At 59.1% G+C, this 21,751-nt stretch carries 18 protein-coding genes; 13 read left to right on the forward strand and 5 right to left on the reverse strand.

Translation table 11 applies throughout. The features are described from left to right. Positions 1–17: 17 nt before the first annotated feature. From BN1800_RS23085 to BN1800_RS23100, 4 genes are all read right to left on the reverse strand, one after another. Positions 18–1,637 (reverse strand): ABC transporter ATP-binding protein, encoded by a 1,620-nt coding sequence (locus BN1800_RS23085; protein ID WP_027511297.1) that lies wholly within the window; start codon positions 1,635–1,637, stop codon positions 18–20. Then, the gene (locus BN1800_RS23090) at positions 1,634–2,569 is read right to left on the reverse strand and encodes an ABC transporter permease (protein WP_375714162.1); all 936 of its coding nucleotides are present in this window, start codon (positions 2,567–2,569) and stop codon (positions 1,634–1,636) included. The genes BN1800_RS23085 and BN1800_RS23090 overlap by 4 nt, the downstream gene beginning before the upstream one ends. Continuing rightward, the gene (locus BN1800_RS23095; RefSeq protein WP_027511299.1) at positions 2,566–3,507 is read right to left on the reverse strand and encodes an ABC transporter permease; all 942 of its coding nucleotides are present in this window, start codon (positions 3,505–3,507) and stop codon (positions 2,566–2,568) included. Before BN1800_RS23095 ends, BN1800_RS23090 begins: the two co-directional genes overlap by 4 nt. Positions 3,508–3,569: 62 nt before the next feature. After that, positions 3,570–5,180 carry an ABC transporter substrate-binding protein gene (locus tag BN1800_RS23100; RefSeq protein WP_084606530.1) on the reverse strand — a complete coding sequence of 537 codons (1,611 nt, stop codon included), beginning with the start codon at positions 5,178–5,180 and terminating at the stop codon, positions 3,570–3,572. 542 nt (positions 5,181–5,722) lie between these two features. Between BN1800_RS23100 and BN1800_RS23105 the strand changes: the two genes are divergently transcribed. The 6 genes from BN1800_RS23105 to BN1800_RS23130 all read left to right on the forward strand — a co-directional run bounded on the left by BN1800_RS23105 (position 5,723) and on the right by BN1800_RS23130 (position 12,388). Then, positions 5,723–7,156 carry an amidase gene (locus tag BN1800_RS23105; protein ID WP_027511301.1) on the forward strand — a complete coding sequence of 478 codons (1,434 nt, stop codon included), beginning with the start codon at positions 5,723–5,725 and terminating at the stop codon, positions 7,154–7,156. Further along, complete coding sequence (locus BN1800_RS23110; protein WP_084606531.1) at positions 7,068–8,420, forward strand: NAD(P)/FAD-dependent oxidoreductase; 1,353 nt, start codon at positions 7,068–7,070, stop codon at positions 8,418–8,420. The genes BN1800_RS23105 and BN1800_RS23110 overlap by 89 nt, the downstream gene beginning before the upstream one ends. Before the next feature lie 101 nt (positions 8,421–8,521). Beyond that, positions 8,522–10,051, forward strand: a complete 1,530-nt coding sequence (gene pdxR / locus BN1800_RS23115) for a MocR-like pyridoxine biosynthesis transcription factor PdxR (RefSeq protein ID WP_027511303.1) — start codon at positions 8,522–8,524, stop codon at positions 10,049–10,051. 150 nt (positions 10,052–10,201) lie between these two features. Further along, entirely contained in the window at positions 10,202–10,420 is a 219-nt protein-coding gene (locus tag BN1800_RS23120; protein ID WP_051336665.1) for a rubredoxin, read from the forward strand. Positions 10,421–10,480: 60 nt separating this feature from the next. Beyond that, complete coding sequence (locus BN1800_RS23125; RefSeq protein ID WP_027511305.1) at positions 10,481–11,125, forward strand: FMN-binding negative transcriptional regulator; 645 nt, start codon at positions 10,481–10,483, stop codon at positions 11,123–11,125. Positions 11,126–11,155: 30 nt separating this feature from the next. Beyond that, positions 11,156–12,388: an NAD(P)/FAD-dependent oxidoreductase gene (locus BN1800_RS23130; protein WP_165928329.1), complete on the forward strand. Its 1,233-nt coding sequence runs from the start codon at positions 11,156–11,158 to the stop codon at positions 12,386–12,388. A 63-nt stretch (positions 12,389–12,451) separates the two neighbouring features. Here BN1800_RS23130 and BN1800_RS23135 read toward each other — a convergent pair whose 3' ends face one another. Next, positions 12,452–13,114, reverse strand: coding sequence for a nitric oxide reductase activation protein NorD (locus BN1800_RS23135; protein WP_087001343.1), 663 nt, complete (start codon positions 13,112–13,114; stop codon positions 12,452–12,454). Between the two features lie 511 nt (positions 13,115–13,625). Here BN1800_RS23135 and BN1800_RS23140 point away from each other — a divergent pair. The 7 genes from BN1800_RS23140 to BN1800_RS23170 all read left to right on the forward strand — a co-directional run bounded on the left by BN1800_RS23140 (position 13,626) and on the right by BN1800_RS23170 (position 21,652). Next, entirely contained in the window at positions 13,626–14,798 is a 1,173-nt protein-coding gene (locus tag BN1800_RS23140) for a PAS domain-containing protein (RefSeq protein WP_165928330.1), read from the forward strand. Continuing rightward, entirely contained in the window at positions 14,795–16,195 is a 1,401-nt protein-coding gene (locus tag BN1800_RS23145) for a sigma 54-interacting transcriptional regulator (protein ID WP_051336668.1), read from the forward strand. The genes BN1800_RS23140 and BN1800_RS23145 overlap by 4 nt, the downstream gene beginning before the upstream one ends. 29 nt (positions 16,196–16,224) lie before the next feature. Next, on the forward strand, positions 16,225–17,283 hold the full coding sequence (locus BN1800_RS23150) for an ABC transporter substrate-binding protein (RefSeq protein ID WP_244564606.1): 1,059 nt from the start codon (positions 16,225–16,227) through the stop codon (positions 17,281–17,283). A gap of 70 nt (positions 17,284–17,353) precedes the next feature. After that, the gene (locus BN1800_RS23155; RefSeq protein WP_027511308.1) at positions 17,354–18,460 is read left to right on the forward strand and encodes an ABC transporter ATP-binding protein; all 1,107 of its coding nucleotides are present in this window, start codon (positions 17,354–17,356) and stop codon (positions 18,458–18,460) included. Then, positions 18,457–19,326 (forward strand): ABC transporter permease, encoded by an 870-nt coding sequence (locus BN1800_RS23160; protein ID WP_037142533.1) that lies wholly within the window; start codon positions 18,457–18,459, stop codon positions 19,324–19,326. Before BN1800_RS23155 ends, BN1800_RS23160 begins: the two co-directional genes overlap by 4 nt. A 9-nt stretch (positions 19,327–19,335) precedes the next feature. Then, the gene (locus tag BN1800_RS23165) at positions 19,336–20,130 is read left to right on the forward strand and encodes an ABC transporter permease (RefSeq protein WP_244564607.1); all 795 of its coding nucleotides are present in this window, start codon (positions 19,336–19,338) and stop codon (positions 20,128–20,130) included. A gap of 16 nt (positions 20,131–20,146) precedes the next feature. After that, positions 20,147–21,652 (forward strand): aldehyde dehydrogenase, encoded by a 1,506-nt coding sequence (locus tag BN1800_RS23170; protein WP_027511311.1) that lies wholly within the window; start codon positions 20,147–20,149, stop codon positions 21,650–21,652. The last annotated feature ends 99 nt before the right edge of the window (positions 21,653–21,751 follow it).

The raw sequence follows: 21,751 nt of genomic DNA on the forward strand, positions 1-21,751 counted from the left end.
TCGTAACCCTTTCGAGTTCATACCGGAGATGCGCTGGCGAATTCGAATGCCTGACCGGGAGCGGCTTCGAACAACGCTTTGGTGTACGGGTCCTTTGGTGTCGCAAAGAGCTCTGCAGTCGGGCCGTGTTCAATCACGCGGCCGCTTTTCATGACAAGGATACGATCGCAAATCTGAGCTGCGACACGCAGGTCATGTGTGATAAACAACATGGCAAGGTTGAACCTTCGCCGCACGTCTTCAAGGAGCTCGAGCACCTGCGCCTGAACGGAAACGTCGAGTGCGGAAACGGCCTCGTCGGCGATGAGGATCTCTGGATCCATCGCCAAGGCGCGCGCTATGCAGATGCGTTGCCGTTGGCCACCCGAGAATTGATGCGGATAGCGATCTAGCGAGTCGGGTGAAAGACCGACGAGAGACATCAATTCGCGCGCTCGGGCGCGCGCGTGGTCCGACGTGGCACCGAAATTGATTGGCCCCTCGACGATGGACGCTCCCACGGTGCGGCGTGGATTGAGGGATCGGTATGGGTCCTGGAAGACGATCTGACAGCGTTGGCGATGTGCCCGCAAATGCCTTTCAGGAAGATTCGCAATGTCCGCCTCGCCGGTAATGATCGCCCCGGACGTAGGATTGACGAGCCGCGCAATACAGCGCGCAACGGTTGACTTTCCGGAGCCTGACTCGCCGACAATGCCCAACGTTTCACCGGCTCGCAACCTGAAGTCGACGGAATTCACCGCATGGACCCCGGCGCCCTCCTTGATCAAACGGGGTGCGCCGTAGAATTTCGAGAGCTTGACCGTCTCCAGTCGGATTGGCCCGGTATTTTCGATTCGGTTCGGGGGATTGAGTTTCGGGACAGCGTCAATCAGCATCCGGGTGTACGGTTGCGCTGGCGATCTCAACACTTGGGAAGCGCCACCCTGCTCCACCAGTTTCCCTCTTTGCATAACAACAACGCGGTCAGCGATGTCGGCGACTACACCGAAGTCATGCGTAATGAAAAGCACACCCGTTCCGCGGCGCTGCTGCACCTCCGCGATAAGCTTGAGGATCTGTGCCTGCGTCGTCACGTCAAGCGCGGTCGTTGGCTCATCGGCGATCAACAACGCGGGATCAAGAATTAGCGCCTGGGCGATCATGATGCGCTGGCGCTGACCACCGGAGAGCTGGTGGGGATAGGACGCGTACATTCGTTGCGGATCAGGAAGGTGGACCGCTTCCATGATCGCGAGCACTTTCTCTTTTCGCTCAGCGGGATTGAGATCGGTATGGATTCGCAGGACCTCGTCAATTTGCTCGCCGCAAGGGACGACCGGGTTGAGAGCAGTCATTGGCTCCTGAAAGATCATGGCCATGCGAGTTCCGCGAAGCGCGCGAAGACGCGCGGGGGAGGCCTTGAGCACGTCTTCGCCCTGAAGCAAGATTTCACCTGCTCCCACCGTCAATCCTTTCGGAAGCAGGCCCATGACAGCGTGCGACGTGACGGACTTGCCCGAACCGGACTCTCCCACGACGCAAACGATTTCTCCTGCCCCAACCGTGAACGAGATGGCCTCGATCGCATGCGGGCGATCGGCGGACTGCGGCAGTTCAACTGCGAGATTCCTGATTTCAAGTAGCGGCACACTCATGCGCGTTTCTCCATCTTGGGGTCGAGCACGTCGCGAAGACCGTCGCCGAGAATATTGATTGCAAGAACCGTCAGGCCGAGAAAAATCCCGGGAAACAGAATATTGTGCGGGAAGAGCCGGAACAATTGCCGTCCCTCCGCCATGATATTTCCCCAGGTGGGTATTTCTGGCGGGATGCCGATGCCGAGAAACGACAGGATAGCCTCGACCAAGATTGCCGAAGCGCAGATAAAGGTGCCTTGGACAATCAAAGGCGCGACCGTATTCGGCAGGATGTGCCGGATTAGAAGAGGGAGAGTACGGGTCCCGACCGTAACGGCGGCCTCGACATAGGGTTCATGCCGCGCAGAGAGCACAACAGAACGGACCAACCGGACGACACGCGGGATTTCAGGAACTATGATGGCGACGATGACCGTCAGTATGCCCGCACTCGACAAAGAGACAAGCGCGATCGCAAGCAAAATTGCTGGAATCGCCATCAGACCGTCCATGATCCGCATGACGATCCTGTCGAGCCACGGGAAATAGCCGGCGATCAGACCGATCGCTAATCCGAGAGTGATCGACACGACCGCCACGGTGATACCGACGAGCAGAGAGACCCGGGCGCCGTAAAGAACGCGGCTGTAGACATCCCGCCCGAGCGAGTCAGTGCCCATCAGGTGCGCGACGGTTGAACGCGTCCCGTCGTCAAGCCGGTGACTGCTTTCCGCCATGGGGAAGCGGTTTCTGGCCGTTGGGTCGATCGCGATAGGATCGACGCTCGCTAGAAGCGGTGCGGCAAGGCCGACGACGAGCATCACGAGCACGATAATCAAACCCATCACAACAGAAGGGTTGCGGAGGAGTTTGTAAACGAGCGCGGAACGCACGCTGAGGGGCTTGATTTCCGGTTCAGGCAAGGAGCGGACTGAGGTGTGTGCGGTCAATGAGTTATCCTCGGGTCAAAGATCGTATATGAGAGATCTACGATCAGGTTGATCAGGACGTAGACAAAAGCGAAAAGAAGAATGATTACCTGGATCACCGGAAAGTCTCTGGCGAGCACTGCATCCACGGTAAGGCGTCCGAGGCCGGGTATGGAGAAGACACTTTCAGTCACGACGACACCGCCGATGAGCAGCGCGACACCAAGCCCTACCACCGTAACGATGGGCACGGCGGCGTTCTTAAGCGCGTGTCCGAAGAGCACTTTCGCTTCTGTCTGCCCCTTCGCCCGGGCAGTGCGGATGTAATCCTCGGAGAGGACCTCCAGCATGCTCGTCCGCGTCATGCGAGCGATTAGCGCGATGTAAATAACGGACAATGTTATGGCCGGCAGAACAAGGCTCTTGAACCAGGGACCGATCCCCCCCGTAATTCTCTGATAACCCTGGACGGGGAGCCATTTCAGTTCGATCGCGAACACGTAGACCAGCAGATACCCGATAACGAACACCGGGATCGAAAATCCGAGCACAGAGACACTCATGACAACCCGATCCACGATCGTACCTTGTCGATATGCCGCTATCGCGCCAAGCGGGATCGCGACCGTGACCGCGAGAAGAATGGTCACGACAGAGAGGGATAGTGTCGGTTCGATCCGATCCGAAATGAGGTCCCAGACCGTTTTCTTAAAAAAGAAGCTGTCGCCAAAGTTGCCAGTGACGATCTGACCGAGCCAAACGAAATATTGGGTGACGACCGGTTCTTCCAGACCGAGCTTCTGGCGAATCTCCAGGAGCTGCTGCGGTGTGGCATTGTCGCCGGCAATGATGGCGGCAGGGTCTCCAGGTGTCAGTCGCAGCATCAGGAACACCAGCGCTGCCACAACCAGCATTACCGGCACAGTCGCAGCAAGTCGACGAAGAGTATATTGAATCATGGGACATACGCCTTTCCAGGGAGGGAAGACGGTCGGCCTGATCGCCGGCCGACCGACTTTTCTCACTCGTCGATTTTTTCGATGTTCCAGAACACAGGCGCTGCTGCCGGAATCCATCCCGCCACATTCGATCGGGCGGCTCCCGGCAAGTTGAATTGCCCGAGAACGATATGTGTCGGACTTTCCGCCTCACGAAGCTGCACAGCTTCGGCAGTGCTTTTGCGTTCTTCCGGCGTGCCCGCGAGAGCAAATTGTCGACGCAGCTCCTCCATCTTCGGGTCGTTTGGCCAGCCGAAGGCCGCTTTGTCGCCCGAGGCATTGAAAAAGGCGCCCATTACGGGGTTCAGAACGTCGGCGGACGACCAATAGGTCACCATTGCGTTCCAACCCCCCTGGGACGGCGGATCCTTTCGAACGCGGCGCGAAAGAACGGTCTGCCAGTCCATCGACTGCATATCGACCACAAAGCCGCCACGCTCAAGAAGTGACTTTGCCACCGGTGCGATATTGGTCAGTACCGGGAGATCGGTTGAATGAAGAAGAACGACAGGTTCTCCTTTATAGCCAGCTTCTGCCAAAAGCTGCTTCGACTTCTCGAAGTTCGAATCAAGCTTGTCTTCCATGCCTGCGGTCGTTTCGAGCGCCGTTCCGCAAACGAACATGGCTTTGCATGTTGTATAGAATTCCGGATTGCCGATCGCCGCTTGGAGGAAATCCTCCTGATTCAGCGCATAGAGTGCCGCCTGACGGATCTTTGGATTGTCAAAGGACTTAACCGCCTGATTGAAACGCAAATTGTACTGATAGCCGTAGGGGTTCCAATCGACTATCTTTACCGATGGATCGTCCTTGAGCAGCGGAAAGAGGTCAGGCCCGGGCTGTTGGATGATGTCGATCTCGCCGTTGAGGAGTGCATTGACGGCCTGCTGCTGATCGGCAATCACCCTCCACTCCACGCGCTTGACTTTGGCGACCTTCCCGCCTGCAAGTCCCGATGGAGCCTCGGAACGAGGATTGTAGCCTTCAAATTTGGTGTAGACGGCCTTGTCACCGGGCCGCCATTCGTCGGCTTTAAAAACGAAAGGACCGGATCCGATGAACTCGGAAATCTGAGTGTTCGGATCTGTCTCAGCGATGCGCTTAGGCATCATGAACGGTACGTTCGACGACGGCTTACCAAGCGCGAAGACCAGAAGGCTCGTCGGCTCCTTGAGCTTGATCTCGAAGGTCAGATCATCCTTAGCATCGATGTTCGCGACGAAGGTCATCACGGTTTGCCCGAGGGCATCGCGTGCCGCCCAGCGCTTGATCGAAGGGATGATGTCAGCCGTTGTGACAGGCTGGTTGTCGTGCCAGAGCAAACCGGTGCGAAGCGTGAATGTGTAGGTGAGCTTGTCCTCACTCACGGTGTAGCGATCCACCATCTGTGGCTGAATCTCGCCGTTCGCGTCCATCGCAAACAGCGTGTCGTAAATCATGTAGCCGTGATCGCGGACGATGTAGGCCGTCGTCCAGATCGGATCGACAATCCGAACATCCCCCTGCATGACGACGCGGAGCGTGTCCTTGTCTTCCTCGCCCTCAGCGAGGACGAATGCCGGCACGGACATCATGCCGCCGGTAGCCGCGAGCGCGGCGATAAAGGATCTGCGAAGCATTTTCATTGATGGCATAGTTGGTTCCCCTTTTTTGTCTATGCGGCGTGAACGATTATGTCTGGATGCGCGCGACTTGGGCTTCGCGTTGGGCGGTCCCTCATGTGTGGGTTTCAGTGCCGGATGTCAGGCGTCGGACGGTCGTAGACGGACACGGTCTCCGGCGGCGGCGCCTCACCGGCTCTCGCCTTGCTCGTAGGATGTGGACGGGCCGGACATCGAACACTCTGGTTCATGAGCATCTCCGAATTTCAGTTCGCGAGATCATCACGTTCAATTGCTTTTCCGAGTAGGTCCAGAATCCCGCGTATTTGGCTCAGACGATGTGAAACTGGTCCATCGGCTCAAGTCCTGTTGCCGAACGCAGAAGGACCACTGGCTAGCAGAGCCGACAGGACCCGGTCCGGCGCTCGCTACGAATGATTCTGGACCGGTCGATTTAAAGCTATCTGGCGCTTCAAATCCTTCGGCGTCGTCAGTCAGATCGAAAGGCGGCTTCGTTTGTTCGGAGAATTCGCGGACGGCCGCGCGCCTATCTGCATGTCACCAAAGGATATCTCATGACCGATCTAGCATCTTTGTCCGCTCAGGCACTGACGCAGGGCTATCGTTCCGGGGAGCTTTCCCCGGTAGAGGTTTTGAGCGCCTGTCTCGAACGCATCGATCGGTTCGAACCGATGGTCAACGCTTTCGTTTTCGTCGATCGCGAGGGCGCCTTGAAAGCCGCCCGAGCCTCGGAGCGTCGGTGGCGGCGCGGCGATCAAAAAGGTCCTGCCGACGGCGTTCCGGCCACGATCAAGGACAATATTGCCTGGAGCGGATTTCCCAATCGGCAAGGCTCCTTGCTGACGGCAAAAACACCGGCGGCTTTCGATGCGCCGGCGGTCGCACGTCTGAAGGAGGCCGGCTGCGTCCTTCTCGGCAAAACAACGATGCCGGAATTCGGATGGAAAGGTGTGGGCGACAGTCCTCTGACGGGTATCACCCGCAATCCCTGGGACCTGTCGCGAACAAGCGGCGGTTCTTCCGCGGGGGCTGCCGTCGCGGCCCTGCTCGGCATGGGCGTCCTTCATCTGGGAACCGACGGCGCCGGCTCAATTCGGATTCCGGCGAGTTTCTGTGGTGTCGTGGGTTTCAAACCCTCCTACGGAAGGGTGCCGTCTTACCCCCTGTCCGCCATGGGTGGCCTCGCGCATGTCGGTCCGATCGCAAGGAGCGTCTCGGATGTCGCGACGATGCTGTCCGTCATCAGCCAGCCGGACCACCGCGATCCGACGGCATGGAACCTTGCGCCGCCGGACTATGAAGAAGTCTCCAATCAGGAGCTGAGCGGTCTGCGCATCGGTTGCTCTATTGACCTCGGCTTTGCAGACCATCTCGATCCTGAGATCGTATCTGCGGTCAAACATGCCGCTGCGGAACTTGCCAGGCTTGGCGCTTCAGTCGATGAGATAGACTTGGCGCTTGAGGATCCCAGGGACATTCTCGCGACCCTCTGGGAAGCCGGCGCGGCACTTCTCTTGCGGAACTATGCGCGTGGAGATTGGTCGCGTTGCGACCCTGGAATGGCACGCGCAGCAGAACGGGGTAGAGAGATCAGCGGCGCATGCGTGATCGAGGCACTGACGCGCAAGCGCGTGGAGCTGTCCGCCTCGCTCAGTCATATCTTTGAGAGCTATGACCTGCTTATCACGCCGCAGATGCCGACGGTCGCACTGCCGGCGGGCATGGATACGCCGCCGCGGGGCTTTGCGGGTGTCGACGAATGGGGGGAGGACTGGACCCGCTGGAGCCCGTTCACCTACCCGTTCAATATCACCCAGCTACCGGCAGTTTCCGTTCCCTGCGGTCACAGCAGCGAGGGTTTGCCAATAGGACTTCAGATCGTCGGTCCTATGCGGGCAGATGAGTTGGTGTTGCGTGCCGCGCGGGCGTTTGAGGCCGCCATGCCGCCGGCTGTCCTCGACATCGCTGGAGCTGGTCTGGGCGCGTAGGCTCAGATGCATTGTCCAAAAGGAAGATGGGAGGAATCCGGTGCCAAGAGGACTGATCATTGTCGGTGCGTCACATGCGGGCGTTCAGCTCGCGGCAAAATGTCGTGAGATGGGCTACCAGGAACAGATCACGTTGATCAACGGAGAACGGGATCTACCATATCAAAGACCGCCCCTCTCCAAAGCCTTTTTGACGCAAAACCTATCGCCGGACGACATCCTGCTGCGCCCGGATCGATTTTTCGCGGACGCAAATGTCCGGCTGCTTTCGGGAAAAAGATGCGTGAAGATCGACCGGCGGGAACGAGCCGTTGAACTCGAAGACAGTCGGCGGCTTCGTTACGACTCGCTCGTCCTTGCCATAGGCGCGCGTGCGAGGAGCCTGCCGAAAAGCTTCGGGGCAATCCCGCATGGCGTCGTCAACCTGCGCACTCTGGACGAGGCCCGGTTTGTGCGCGACGCGCTCCGGTCCCCTAAGCAAGTGGTGATCGTGGGAGGGGGGCTTATCGGCCTTGAAATGGCATCGACACTTTCGAGCATCGGCTGCCATGTTTCGCTGGTCGAGTTTCACGGGCGGCTCATGGCCCGTTCGTGCTCGCCGGGAATCGCGGAGGCAATCGAGCAGCTTCACCGCACTGCCGGCGTCAACGTCTACCTCGAAGCCGGGACTGCAGAAATCCACGCAATGGCCGGCCGTCTCCACGGTGTCACGCTCACCAACGGGCTTCGGGTTGAAACAGATATCTGCCTGTTTGCGACCGGAGCTTCCCCCAACATCGACCTCGCGCATGATGCCGGTCTTGCCTGCGGAAACGGCATCATCGTCGATCCGTTCATGAGAACCTTGGACCCCGATATCCTTGCTGTCGGTGACTGCACCACATTTCCAAGTGTGCAACTCGGCGTTCCTGTACGCCTCGAATGTATCCAGAACGCGCATGGACAGGCGGCGACAGCCGCGGCGACGCTGGTCGGGGCTCCCGCGCCCTATATTGTCCCCCCGGTGTTTTGGTCGAATCAGAGGCTTTGCAAGTTTCAGAGGGTCGGATTTCTGGATGGCGTCGATCTGACGGTAAGGCGTGAAGGGGAAGCCGGCGCTTTCTCCTTATGGCATTTCTCAGAGCGCCGGCTGCGCGCCGTCGAGAGCCTCAACAGTGTTCACGACCAAGCTTTGGCACGCCAGCTCCTTGTCAAACAAGCACCTGTCACGCCGGAGCAAGTCGCCGATCCTCAGTATGAGCTTCGCGCGGCGTTGCTGAACTAGGCACACATTCTCCGGCCAGTTGGCTGAAGGATCTTCATCTTCCGACGTCGTTGGTCTATCATCGTTGCTCACATTTCAAATAGGAAGTGGTCCAGAAAGTCATGGCGCGGCGGCAAGACCTAATCACGATCGCTTCGCTGCGGTCCTTTGATCGGACGAGCGGCCGCATCGGCCAGCAATTCGCGCAAGCGCTTCGTGATGCGATTGCGAAGGGGGAGTTGAAGCCCGGGGAGCGCCTACCATCGACCAGAGCATTGTCCGCTACTCTGGGAATTGCACGCGGTACCATTGTTGAAGCTTTCGACCAGCTCTATGCGGAAGGTTACCTGCAGACCCGCGCGCGAAGCGGCACGGTTGTCGCAAATGTCCATGAGGACGCGTCTGATCGCGTTTCACCGGAAATGATGCTCGACGCGCCCGCCGCAGAGCTTCCCCTGCCGACAAATGTTGCCCGGCTCGCTGCCGTCGCAACGGCATTGCGACCGCAGCGAGCGCAGCCTTTTGCAATCGCACATCCGGCCGGCGACGTCGCGCCCGACGACAAGTGGCGGCGGCTGGGGAACCGGGTTCGGGCAACGCGACCCGCGGCCCCTTCTGGATACATCGATCCAAAAGGGCTGCCGGAACTGCGCGCGGCGATAGCCGAGTATGTCCGCAAGGCGCGGGCAGTGAAGTGCACCGCCGATCAGGTCATCATCACCGCGGGAACGCAGCAGGGGCTGTTCCTGGCGGCAACGGTGCTGCTGACGAGGGGAGACGCTGTCTGGGCCGAGGATCCGGCCTATCCGGGGATTGAGGCCGTGCTCGGCAATTTCAACATCGCAATCTGTCGGATCCCGGTCGACGGCCAGGGCATCGACGTCAAGGAGGGCATCCTTCGATGTCCTGGCGCGCGCGTCGCCTTCGTCACGCCCTCCCACCAATATCCGCTCGGCATGCCGCTCAGCATGCCGCGACGTACGTCATTGCTTTCATGGGCTCGCAACAACAATGCCTGGGTCGTGGAAGACGACTACGACAGCGAACTGCGATACGCGGGATATCCGTTCCCTTCCCTCCAAGGGCTCGACCCATCCCGGGTCGTCTATCTCGGCACCATGAGTAAGATGCTGTTTTCATCGCTGCGCCTCGGTTATGCGATCGTGCCGGAGCCTTTGATCGATGCCTTCGCCGGGGCGCGCGCGATGATCGACCGCCATTCCCCCACACCCGATCAGCATGTCCTGGCAAGCTATATGCGCGAGGGCCTCTTCGAGGCGCATGTGCGCCGGATTCGCGGCGCGTATTCGGAAAGGCGAGACGCGCTGATCAAGGCTATTGAACAGGAACTCCCCTCGTGGGCGACCCTGCAGCCATCGGACCAAGGCATGCATCTCGTGCTTTGGCTGCCTCTCGGTATCGATGATGTGAAGATCGCCGACGAGGCGGGCAAGGTCGGTCTTGTCGTCAGGCCGCTTTCGCCAATGTTCGCCAATCCTCCTGCCCGTTTCGGCCTGATGCTGGGTTTTGGCGGATTCACCCCTGGCGAACTCCAAACCGCTGTGCAGCGGCTGAAAGACGTTCTCGATGCCTCCGTCGGAGCGATACGCGGACCGCTGTCCAAGCCCGAACACCTCGTAGCCGAAGCCTGAAGCCATCCCGAGCCCACACGGGATGCCATAACGGTTCGTGTGGTACAGCGAAAATAACGAATACTGGTCCTGTGAAATGGGCCAATTCGGATCAAGGATGCTCCAGACATCGAGCGAGCCGTTAGCGGCTCCGAGAAACTGGAGCATCCCATGAGCGACGACACTGTTCAGACGCTTGATAAGCTCATCGACGAGAACCCGCCCTTAAAGACGTGGCTTTGCGTCCTATGCGGTCTCGTCTACAGCGAGAAAGATGGCTGGCCCGACGACGGCATTCTGCCCGGGACGCGCTGGGCCGACGTACCGGAGGACTGGGCTTGCCCCGACTGCGGTGCTTCCAAAGCCGACTTCCAAATGATCGAAATTTAACAACAGTTCTAGCCCGGCATCGCGACAAGCGAGGCCAACTACTTGCGCCCAGGAGTTCACATGTACGTACCACCGCACTTTGCCGAAAACCGTCCAGAGGTTCTTTTCGATCTGATCGAGAAGAATCCGCTCGGCATCCTCGTCACAAACGGCCAAGCCGGCCTCGACGCCAACCACCTTCCGTTCGAGCTGAACAGGTCCGAGGGAGAAAACGGCACCCTCCACTCCCATGTCGCTCGCGCCAACCCTGTCTGGCAGGATGTGTCGACCGGCGACGAAGTGCTCGTCGTCTTCCGCGCCGCCGATGCCTATATTGCTCCCAACTGGTATCCGAGCAAGCGCGAGTTCAAGAAGCAGGTCCCGACCTGGAACTACCTCGTGGTCCATGCGCACGGCCGCGTCACGATCCGCGATGACGAGCGATATGTGCGTGGCCTGGTCGCCCGCCTCACCCGCACGCACGAGGCGGCACAGGCGGACCCCTGGAAGATGACCGACAGTCCCAAGGACTATATCGACATGATGCTGAAGGCGATCGTCGGTATCGAAATCGAGATCACCCGCCTGATCGGCAAGTTCAAGCTGAGCCAGAATCGCGAGGCGCGGGATATCCTCGAGGCGGGCGAGATGTTGCAGAAGCAGGGCGATGAGTTGATCGGCGGCAGCATGATTGCCTTTGGCACTGAAAAGGCACGTCAGTCCTGAGGCTAGGCCTGGTTTTTGGGGTATTCCATTGTGAACGCGCAATCCGTAGTTATCGTCGGTGCTGGCCATAGCGGTGCGAAGGCGGCAGCCGCCCTTCGCAAACATGGTTGGACCGGAGAAATCAGTTTGGTCGGTGATGAGCCTCACGTCCCATATGACCGCCCACCGTTGTCCAAGGCGGTGCTTCTGGGTAAAAAGACCAGCGATCAGTGCGCTTTCTTTCCCGCAAGCTGGTTCGAGGCAAATCAGATCGAGCTTCTGCTTGGTGAGACTGTTCAAAGCATCGATCGCTCAACCAAGAGGGTCTTGCTCAGTGATAGCCGGCGCCTACCATACGAGAAGCTTCTTCTGGCCACGGGCTCGGCAATCAACCAATTGGCGGTGCCGGGGGCGGAACTCGATGGCGTCTGGCCATTGCGCACACCGCAACACGCTGACGCGATCGCGCGTTCCTTCCATGCCGGACAGAAGCTGGTTGTGATTGGTGCCGGCGTCATCGGGCTTGAGGTCGCCGCAGCGGCGGTCGAGCTAGGGTGTGACGTTCACGTGTTGGAAGTTGCGCCTCACGCTATGGCGCGCAGCCTTCCACTAGACGTTTCGAGCGCACTTGTTTCCGAGCACCGTGGTCGAGGAGTGGACATTCGTTTCGGTGTGCGCGTTGCCGCGCTGGAAGGCGATGGCAGGGTCGCGGCGGTTCGGCTGGACACCGGCGAGGTAATCGAATGCGAAGTTGTAGTCTATGGTGTGGGCGTCAGGCCGCGAACGGAGCTCGCGGAAACAGGCGGACTTGCCGTAGACAATGGGATCATGACAAATGAGCTTCTGCAAACGGAGGATCCTGACATCTTCGCCTGCGGCGATGTCTGCAAATACAAGAGCGGGATTTTTGATAGGTTTTTACGGCTGGAAAACTGGCGAAATGCAGAAGATCAGGCCGATACGGCTGCGCGAAACATGCTTGGCCAAGGGAAAGCCTTCGACGAAGTGCCCTGGTTCTGGAGCAACCAATACGACCTCGCGCTTCAGGTGGCCGGTGTGCCGGCATACGGTTCTTTGACCGTCTCAGGCACTGTCGGTGCCGCAAGGCTCTTTTTGTCGCTGACTGAGCATGGTCTGCTGCGAGGCGCTTGCGCCTTGGGACCGGTACGGGATGTGGCGATGTCCATCCGAAAACTCAAGACGATGATCGCCGCAGGATTTATTCTGGATGTAGGGGCAAACGGGGAATCCGCGGTGCCGCTGAACGATCTTATCAGGGAATGACAATTTGCGGCGTCCAAAGCGGCCTGATCAACATTCAGTCAGCCGGCGACGTAGTTCATCTGGTCAGACGATAAAGGATAGTCGGCAGCTGAATTGGCAGTTGTCCGACACTCGCAATTGCTGCGGTTCCCCGCGTCCAAAGATCCGATCGGCACAAGACCTCCCGTCAGAATCAAGTGCGACGCAGAACGTATCGATTCCTTTGCGGTTCAGCGAATGGACGGCCGCTCTCGCGTCTTCCACGAGATACCTGTTGTCGTCGACGTCGACGTCGGATGGCTCCCCGTCCGTCACAACCAGCAGCAGCCGTCGATGACTCTGACGTTTCGCAAGATCCGCTCCTGCGTGGCGAATGGCGGCTCCCGATCTGGTCGAGAGGCAACTGCGAATGCCTGCAAGGCGTGACCTCGCGAAGGTGTTGTATGTTTCGTCGAAGTCCTTAATCCGGAAATACCGAACGTCCTCCCGGGTGTCGGAGCAGAACGCGGCAATTGCAAAAGGGTCGCCTGCAGCGGAAATCGTCTTGGCGAGAAGAGCGGTCGAAAATCGTTCCAGGTCGAGTACGGTATCATCTTTGCCGTGGATGCGGTCTGCTGTCGACTGCGATACATCCAGCAGGACAAGTACCGAAAAATCGCGGCTGCGACGCTCGGACCGGCCATAGACCCGGAAATCCGGCATCTCGCCGATGCGGTGTGAAATCGAGGCCTCAATGCAGGCATCCATATCGAGGTATTCACCTTCGTGTTGACGGCGAACGCGCTCAGCGCGACTGATCTTGGCAGAGCGTATTAGCGAGGACAAGCGATCGGCGATAGCCTGTGTCTCTGTCCGCGGCGATCGGCTGTCGCTCACGAGCGCAGCGAAGGGCAGCCTATCTCCGGCGCTCAAGGTTTATCGGCCAACTCCCATTGAGCGACACATTCCTTCACCAGCCACCGTCCGGCTGGACCGAGCGCCTTTCCCTTCCTGTAAGCAATGACCAGTGGGAAGGATGTGACCTTGCCCCATGATGTTTGGTTTCTCCGAGGAAATGGTCTTCGAGCCGCGCCAAATCGCAAGCGGCACTTCGCAAAACCGCATCACTACGCTGCGAATCTGCGCATGTATCGCTTGCAAATTTCGATTTTTCTCGGCCAATCCAGTTAGAGCATTGCAATTGCCACTGCCTGTGGCTGGATTGCTGCGTTTTCGCAGTCAGTCCTTCGAGCGGCTGGAGCGACCAAGGGGCCTCGGTATGAACGAACGAATGAACACGGCCTTCAACATGGACAGCCTCCTAATTGATTGGATCGATCTCGAAGGCCGTGTCTGCCGCGTCAACGATCGGGAGGCCAAGACGTTGGCGATCAACCCTCGATCGATAATCGGCACGCCGCTCGAAAGTGTCTATAGCGGCGAGTCCGCCTCCCTCATCCGCGCCATCGCCCGCGGCGAACAAACCGCCGAACAAAGCTTTCCGGTGTGGATGAATTCCAAGGCCCATGGCGACATGCCCATGGTGGCGAGTACCTTTGTCGACGGGCTGAACGGTCTTGCAGTCGTCAAGCAGCCGCTGACGCCGGCAGCGCTCGGTGTTGGCGCAGAGTTGGTGGAGCGGGTGGAAATCCTGTCGCAGATGATCGGCGCCGCCACCGATGCCTGCTGGTGCATCGAGTTTCTCGAGCCGGTCGACACATCGCTCGCGCAAGAGGAAATCGTCGAACAGATATTCAAGAACCGGAGCAGTTGGCGGGCTTGCAACGATGCCATGGGCCGCCTCTACCGACTGCCGGATGGGCTGGATTTCAACACGCAGCCGGTTTCCCGCTATTTCCCTGCAACCGAGATCAACCGGCAGATGGTACGCGACCTCGTCCGGTCGAACTATCGCCTCGACCATGCGCAGGCGGTGGACCGACGCCATGACGGAAGCGAGATGCTGGTGGAGAACGACTTCCGCGCGGCCATTAGGGACGGTTTGCTGATCCGCCTCTGGGGCACGACGCGCGATGTCGGGATGCACAAGAAGCGCGAACAGCAGCTTTACGATCGCGCCGAGACGATGCTCGACATTCTCAGCGCCGCGCCAGACCCGATCCTGGTGATGTCGGAGGACGGACTGTTGCTGGCCGCCAATCCCGCTGCCGAAACTGCATGGGGCCGACCCGCCGATCAGATGCTCGGACGGCCGCTCCAGCAATTCGCAGAGACGCGCAACGCGGTCGAAAGGCTGCGGCAAGCCGCACTTGCGGCGGAAGAGTCCGCTGGGAGCGAATGCGACCTCATCATCATCTCGGCCGATAATTGTCGGAACAACTGGCGCTTCCGGGCTGCGCGTATCGAGGGAGAGATGGGCCGATACGTCCTGACGGCCCGGAGAAAGTCGAAAAGAAGGTCACCTTCGCTTGCCCAGGAGGCGCTGTCGTGAAGTTCTATGCGAACGATATAAATGCATTCGCGCCGCGGGGGCTTCGTCCGGGCTTCGTCGACGATCCGCAGTTTCGTGGCTTTCTCGAAGCTTTGCCCGATGGCGCGGCCTTTCTGGAAATCGATGGCACGATCAAGCTCGCCAACGGCAAACTAGAGCTGCTCCTCAACCTTGCACGCGCGGACCTTGTCGGGTCCGAACTGGCGAAGCATGCCAAGACCGCCGGCCCACTTATCCAGAAGCTTGCCGCCGCGCTCCATCAACTGAAGCGGATCGAGGTCTCGGGCGCGCTCAACTCGCAAAGAAACGTGTTTGCGTCGCTCAGCATCCTGCGAAACCAGGAGGGTGGGGCCTACGGTGCGCTACTCACGATGCGAGAGGCGAACCGACAACATAGGCCGAACGAAGGGTCAGAGCGGTTTCGGTTCGAGACGGAGACCGGAGAGGTCGCAAGGACCGCGTACCACATAACGCCGCGGCTTCACGGCCTTGCCCGCAAGGGCGAGATGGCTCTGGAACGCGGGAGTGCAATCCTGCTGACGGGCGAGACCGGAACGGGCAAGACCGAGTTCGCAAAACGAATTGGACACTCCGACAAAGCCGGAGCCGTGCCGTTCGTCCATGTCAACTGTGGGATGCTCTCCGACGAGCAGTTCGATGTCGAGATGTTCGGGATTGAGCCTGGGTCGCCGCTGGACCAATCCACGCGCGGAAAGCTCGGTTTCATCGAAGCCGCCGACGGGGGGATATTGTTTCTGGACCAAGTCACCGATCTATCCGTCACGTCTCAAATGAAGCTCGTGTCCTTCCTGGAGACCCAAACCTTCAGCAGGGTGGGATCCATGCAGCGAAGGCGAGCGCGCTTCCGGCTTATCACATCTACGAACCTCGACCTGGGAAACAAGATCGCCGAGGGAGTATTCCGACCGGATCTCTTCTACCGCATCGCGGTTGTCACCATTGCCCTCCCGCCTTTGCGCGAGCAGCCCGATCTTGTAGAGGCTGTTGCCGATCAGATGCTTCGTCGCATCAATCTCATTCGGAAACCTCAGCTTCGGCTGTCTCCGGAATTCACCGATCTGCTTCAGGCGCACTCCTATCCCGGAAACTTGCGGGAACTGTCAAACATCCTGGAGCAGGCCGTGGCCTGCGCCGAGGGTGTCGCGCTTCCGGAGCATTTCATGGCACCCATACTCGCCCCCGCGCGCACCGAGCCCAAGCATATGGAGGTGCCTGCGCCTTCTGTGCCCGCGCACGCCAGCTTGAAAGACCTCGTCCAGGGATTTGAGACCTGGATCCTGGAAAAATCCATCGCAGAAAATGGAAGCAAACGAAGCGCCGCCAAGGCACTCGGAATCGACATCGCCACGCTCGTTCGAAAAACGAAGCGCAAATAATTAAACGCGATATACAGGGGAACAATATCATGAGCCTAATCAAAAAACTGGCAATCGGCGCATTGGCAACGATTTCCGCGCTGCCGCACATGGCCTCGGCCAGCGCAGGCGAGCTCAACCTGCTCACATGGGAAGGTTATGCCGCAGATAGCTTTATCACCAAGTTTGAAGCCGCATCCGGCTGCAAGGTCACGGCGTCCTATGTCGGCTCGAATGACGATTTTGCCGCCAAATTGGCTGCGGGTGGTGGAGTCTATGACATTATCACGCCCTCGCTTGACACCGTTCCAATGTTGCACGAAGCCGGCTTCGTAGACCCGATCGACACCACGAAGGTCGAAGGCTTCGACGGCATCTACCCTGAATTCTCCAAGGTGAGCGCGGTGGTAGTCGACGGCGAAACCTGGGCGGTGCCGCTGATTTGGGGCTCTGTCTCCCTTATCTATCGGCCGGATAAGCTGTCTTCGACGCCCGATTCGATCGGCGTCCTATTCGATCCCGCGAACAAGGGAAAGGTCTCCCTATGGGACGACAAGTCGGCGATCTACTGGACAGCACGATACCTTGGCTACGACAATGTTTTTGATCTCACGGACGAGCAGTTGGATGCTGTGAAGGCAAAACTGCTCGAACAAAAGCCGTTGGTTCGGAAATACTGGGCATCTGCTGGAGAGCTGACCGAACTCATGGCCAACGAGGAAGTGTATGTGTCCAACGCCTGGACCGGCCTGACGAGCAAAGACGTCAACGCCTTGAATAAGGGCTTCAACGTCATCGAATTCACACCAAAGGAGAAAGCCGAGGGCTGGATGGATTCGATGATGATCGCCAAGGGCTCTCCGAATACCGAATGCACATACAAGTTCATGTCATTCATGCAGTCAGCAGACGGGCAGTGCGGCATTGCTGGGGAGACCGGTTATTTTCCGGTGAACCCGAAGGCCGTCCAGGGTTGCATGAATGAGGACCTGAAGAAGGAACGTCAGGTCAATAACGTCGAGTTCGTCAAAAGCCTCGTGATGTGGGAGCAGCCGAAGCGCCTCGACAAGTACCTCGAGGTCTGGAACGCGGTTAAGGCGGGCCTCTAAGCGACCGTTGGGTCGGAGGGTGCTACGCGCATCCTCCCTTTCCTCTTACATCTGATATTTTGGAGAACGCATGAGCTCGCGTGCTATCGTGACGCTGAACGGCGTGACAAAGACCTATGGCCATTTCACGGCCCTACACGAAACGAAACTCGAGGTGGGTGAAGGCGAATTCGTTACCCTCCTCGGACCGTCCGGATGCGGAAAAACCACCACGCTGAGGCTCATTGGCGGTTTCGAGTATGCGAATTCGGGAACCGTGTCCATTGCTGGGCAGGATGTCACGAACGCTCCTCCCTACCGGCGTCCGGTCAACACCGTCTTTCAGGATTACGCCCTTTTCCCCCATATGACGGTTGCGGAAAACATTGCCTACGGCCTGTCCGTCAAGGGCAGCGCCGTCGCACCCGGGGAGCGGAAGCGACGCGTGGAGGAGACCCTCGCGATGGTCGGCCTGGAGACGATGGGCAACCGGGTGCCGGCGGCACTTTCCGGGGGACAGCGCCAACGCGTCGCCATGGCCCGGGCGATCGTGCGTCGACCGCGCGTGCTGCTGCTTGACGAGCCCCTGTCGGCGCTCGACGTGAAGCTCCGCGAAGGCATGCAGGTCGAACTCAAGCGGCTCCACCGGGAACTCGGCATCACCTTCCTGATGGTGACCCACGATCAGGCCGAGGCACTTGCGCTCTCCGATCGCATCGTCGTCATGAAAGAGGGAAAGATCGTCCAGGTCGGAGCGCCCACCGAACTCTACGACGATCCGGCCACTCCTTACGTGGCCGACTTCATCGGCGCTTCCAACCTGGTGTCGGCAAGATACGAGGGTCGAGATGGAGTATTCGATCTCCTTCGGCTGGATGACGGAACCCTTCTGAGGCGTATCGGCAGGGTTCCGTCCGCCGGCGAGCCTCTTCGCGCCGTCACCGCCGGTATCCGACCCGAGAGGATAAGACTGGACGCCTTCGATGGAGCCAACACCATGGAGGCTCGAATTATCGAGACGCTGTTCCATGGAGACCGCGTGCGTCTGGAACTCGCTTTGGCGGGCAACGCCGGGCGAATCTTTGCGGATGTCCCACGGACTGCCGGAACAGGGCGTCATCTCGAGCCTGGGGGGGCCATCGGCCTGTATGTAGACCCGGCCGATGTGATGTTATTTGCACCGGAGCTACGCACATGACCGTCGGCCGCCGCAATCTCGCAGCCTTCGCAGCCCTTTTTTCAATTCCGCTGGGCTGGGCGCTGATTTTCATGATCTTTCCCTACGCGGTCATGATCGCCGTCGGTTTCTGGACCCGCCAATTCCCTCTCTTTGTCCCTGATTTTCAGCGGGGCAACTTCGTCCAACTGTTCAGCGACCCCCAATACATCACCGTCATCCTGCGCACCCTCAAGATCGCCCTGCTCGTCACCCTTGGAGCGATCCTGCTCGGTTACCCGCTCGCCTATTTTCTGGTCTTCACGGTCAAGTCCCAAAAGTGGCGAAACCTTCTCTACATGTCCGTCATCGTCCCACTCTGGGTCTCATATCTCCTGCGGGCTTACACCTGGAAGATCATCCTGGGAACGAACGGAGCGCTCAATTCCCTGCTCCTCTCCTTCGGACTCATCGACGAGCCACTGACGCTGTTCCTCTACAATCAGGCGTCCATGGTGATTACTCTGGTCTACATCTTCGTCCCATTCATGGTGATGCCCCTCTTCACCGTGCTCGACAACATTCCAAAGGCACTGATCGAGGCTTCGGAAGACCTGGGCGTCGGCCCCTTCATCACGTTTTGGAGGGTGATCTTTCCGTTGTCCCTGGGCGGTCTCATAGCTGGTGCGACACTGACCTTCTGCCTCGCCTTTGGAGATTTCGTAGCTCCTGTGCTCGTTGGCGGCCCTGACGGCACCATGGTTGCCAACCTCCTTCAGAGCCAGTTCGGCGCAGCGCTCAACTGGCCGCTCGGTTCGGCGCTCGCAACGCTCGTGCTGATCCTCGTACTCGCCGTTCTCACCGTCTCAAGCCGGTTCGACCGGCGAGATCACATAGATATGAACTAGGAGGACGAGATGATGGCTTCTCTTCAATGGTGGCAGCGCGGCCTGGTCGGATTCAGTTTACTGGTGCTGATTTTTCTTTACGTGCCGATTGTCATCCTCGTGCTGTTTTCATTCAATGACAGCCCGGTGACGTCCTTTCCGCTCTCGGGCTTTACGCTACGCTGGTACCAACAGTTCCTGGCGAACAACCAGATGCTGACGGCGCTTGGCAACAGCTTGATCGTGGCGAGCTTCGCAACACTCCTCAGCGTGGTGATCGGCGTCACGGCGGCTCTGGCGCTCGATCGTTACAGCTTCCCGGGTAAGGACATTTTCCGCAACGCTATCCTGCTGCCGCTCAGCCTACCGGGCATCGTGACCGGGATTGCGATGCTGAACTTCTACAAGCAGATCGGCATCCCCCAAAGCCTCACCGCCGTGGTCATCGGTCACGCGACAGCGCTGCTTGGCGTCGTTGTCTCGCAGGTGATGGCCCGCCTCGCCAAGCTCAATCTGCGTCTCCTCGAAGCTTCGGCGGATCTCGGAGCGACGCCCTTCGAAACGTTCTACCGGGTGATTCTTCCCAACATTCGCACTTCGATCATCGGATCGGCGCTGCTGTGTTTCACGCTGTCCTTCGATGAAATCCCGGTCACCTATTTCCTCACCGGCCGCGACGTGACCCTTCCGATCTACATCTACTCGACCCTCAGGCGAGGCATCACGCCCGAAATCAATGCCGTCGGCAGCATCATCGTTGCCGCCTCCTTCGTGCTCGTCGTGCTCTCCGTCACGATGCTCAGAGACCAAACCAAGTCAAAGTAACAACAGGAGTACAGTCATGGACGCCTCAACCTACACGCGGGATTTCTGGCATGGCAAAGCCAAGTCCCTGAAATTCAGGACGCTACATTTCATCGACGGCGCATATGTTCCTTCCGCCGATGGACGGACATTCAACACGATCAATCCAGCAACGGGCGAAGTCCTTGCGGAAGTCAGCCGCGGTGGTCAGGCGGAGATCGATCGCGCCGTAAGCGTCGCTCGCAAGGCTTTCAAGTCCGGCTCCTGGTCGCGCATGGATCCGCGTGACCGCATGGCAGTCCTAGAGCGCTTCTCGACACTTGTTGAGGCGAATGGGGAAGAATTTGCCCTGCTCGACAGCCTCGACATGGGCAAGCCCGTCATGGACATGATGAACATCGACATCCCGGGTTCGGTTACGTCCCTGAAGTTCTTCTCCGAAACGATCGACAAGATTGAGGGAGCGGTGACCAACACGTCGGCCAGCGCCCTCCATTACATCCTTCGCCAGCCACTGGGCGTCGTCGGCCTCATCGTACCGTGGAATTATCCCTTGATGATGGCGGCCTGGAAGCTCGGTCCTGCCCTTGCGACAGGCAACTCCGTCGTCCTCAAGCCGGCGGAGCAATCTCCGCTTTCGGCAAACCTGCTGGCCGAACTGTTTATCGAAGCCGGCGGCCCGGCCGGCGTCTTCAACGTCATCCACGGGCTGGGAGAAGAGGCCGGAAAGGCTCTCGGCCTGCACAATGACGTCGACAAGATCGGCTTTACCGGGTCGACCGAGGTGGGCAAGCTCCTGATGGTCTATGCCGGCCAGTCGAACATGAAGCGGGTCTCCACCGAATGCGGAGGAAAGACGCCGCAGATCGTGCTCGGCGACTATGATGATCTGGACACCGCGGTCACCTATGCCGTCAACGGTATCTATGGAAACCAGGGCGAGGTCTGCAACGCCGGTTCGCGAATTCTGGTGGACAAGAGCATCCACGACGACTTCGTGGAGCGCTTCTCCGCCCGCACCAGGGAGAATTTCGTGCTCGGCGACCCGCTTGATCCTTCGACGACGATCGGGCCGCTCGTTACCGCGTCGCATCAACAAAGGGTGCTGCAATACATCGACGTCGGCCGTAATGAGGGCGCTGCCCTGAAATTCGGCGGCGGCACGCTTGCGTCCTCGCCGATGGGGGCCTTTGTCGAACCGACTCTTTTCACGGGCGTCAACAACTCCATGCAGATCGCACGTGAAGAGATCTTTGGGCCGGTCGCCACGATTATTCCCGTGGACGGCATCGAGGACGCCGTGGAAATCGCCAATGACACCGTCTACGGCCTCGCGGCCTCGATCTGGACCCGCGACGTCGGGAAGGCGCATCGCTTTGCGCGCGACGTAGAAGCCGGCGTGGTGTGGGTAAACTGCTTCGATCACGGCGACATGACGTCGATCTGGGGTGGCTACAAGCAGACGGGCAATGGCCGCGACAAGTGCCTCGAGGCGCTTACCCAATACACCCAAACCAAATCGGTATGGGTGCACCTCGGCTGATCGCCACAGCGACATTGCCTGGGCAGTGGCTTCTGCCCAGGAAAAATGAACACGCGGCTGAGCCCGCGCACACTCCGATCAACGAATCCCGGAAAATCC

It is taken from the genome of Rhizobium sullae (assembly GCF_900169785.1).
In the GTDB taxonomy this organism is placed as follows: Bacteria; Pseudomonadota; Alphaproteobacteria; order Rhizobiales; family Rhizobiaceae; genus Rhizobium; species Rhizobium sullae.

What these genes read in the sequence shown, in the direction of transcription:
- BN1800_RS23085 (WP_027511297.1), bottom strand. Translation starts at nt 1,637, where the DNA reads ATGAGTGTGCCGCTACTTGAAATCAGGAATCTCGCAGTTGAACTGCCG.
- BN1800_RS23095 (WP_027511299.1), bottom strand. Translation starts at nt 3,507, where the DNA reads ATGATTCAATATACTCTTCGTCGACTTGCTGCGACTGTGCCGGTAATG.
- BN1800_RS23100 (WP_084606530.1), bottom strand. Translation starts at nt 5,180, where the DNA reads ATGCCATCAATGAAAATGCTTCGCAGATCCTTTATCGCCGCGCTCGCG.
- BN1800_RS23105 (WP_027511301.1), top strand. Translation starts at nt 5,723, where the DNA reads ATGACCGATCTAGCATCTTTGTCCGCTCAGGCACTGACGCAGGGCTAT.
- BN1800_RS23110 (WP_084606531.1), top strand. Translation starts at nt 7,068, where the DNA reads ATGAGTTGGTGTTGCGTGCCGCGCGGGCGTTTGAGGCCGCCATGCCGC.
- pdxR (WP_027511303.1), top strand. Translation starts at nt 8,522, where the DNA reads ATGGCGCGGCGGCAAGACCTAATCACGATCGCTTCGCTGCGGTCCTTT.
- BN1800_RS23120 (WP_051336665.1), top strand. Translation starts at nt 10,202, where the DNA reads ATGAGCGACGACACTGTTCAGACGCTTGATAAGCTCATCGACGAGAAC.
- BN1800_RS23125 (WP_027511305.1), top strand. Translation starts at nt 10,481, where the DNA reads ATGTACGTACCACCGCACTTTGCCGAAAACCGTCCAGAGGTTCTTTTC.
- BN1800_RS23135 (WP_087001343.1), bottom strand. Translation starts at nt 13,114, where the DNA reads ATGGATGCCTGCATTGAGGCCTCGATTTCACACCGCATCGGCGAGATG.
- BN1800_RS23140 (WP_165928330.1), top strand. Translation starts at nt 13,626, where the DNA reads ATGAACGAACGAATGAACACGGCCTTCAACATGGACAGCCTCCTAATT.
- BN1800_RS23150 (WP_244564606.1), top strand. Translation starts at nt 16,225, where the DNA reads ATGAGCCTAATCAAAAAACTGGCAATCGGCGCATTGGCAACGATTTCC.
- BN1800_RS23155 (WP_027511308.1), top strand. Translation starts at nt 17,354, where the DNA reads ATGAGCTCGCGTGCTATCGTGACGCTGAACGGCGTGACAAAGACCTAT.
- BN1800_RS23160 (WP_037142533.1), top strand. Translation starts at nt 18,457, where the DNA reads ATGACCGTCGGCCGCCGCAATCTCGCAGCCTTCGCAGCCCTTTTTTCA.
- BN1800_RS23165 (WP_244564607.1), top strand. Translation starts at nt 19,336, where the DNA reads ATGATGGCTTCTCTTCAATGGTGGCAGCGCGGCCTGGTCGGATTCAGT.
- BN1800_RS23170 (WP_027511311.1), top strand. Translation starts at nt 20,147, where the DNA reads ATGGACGCCTCAACCTACACGCGGGATTTCTGGCATGGCAAAGCCAAG.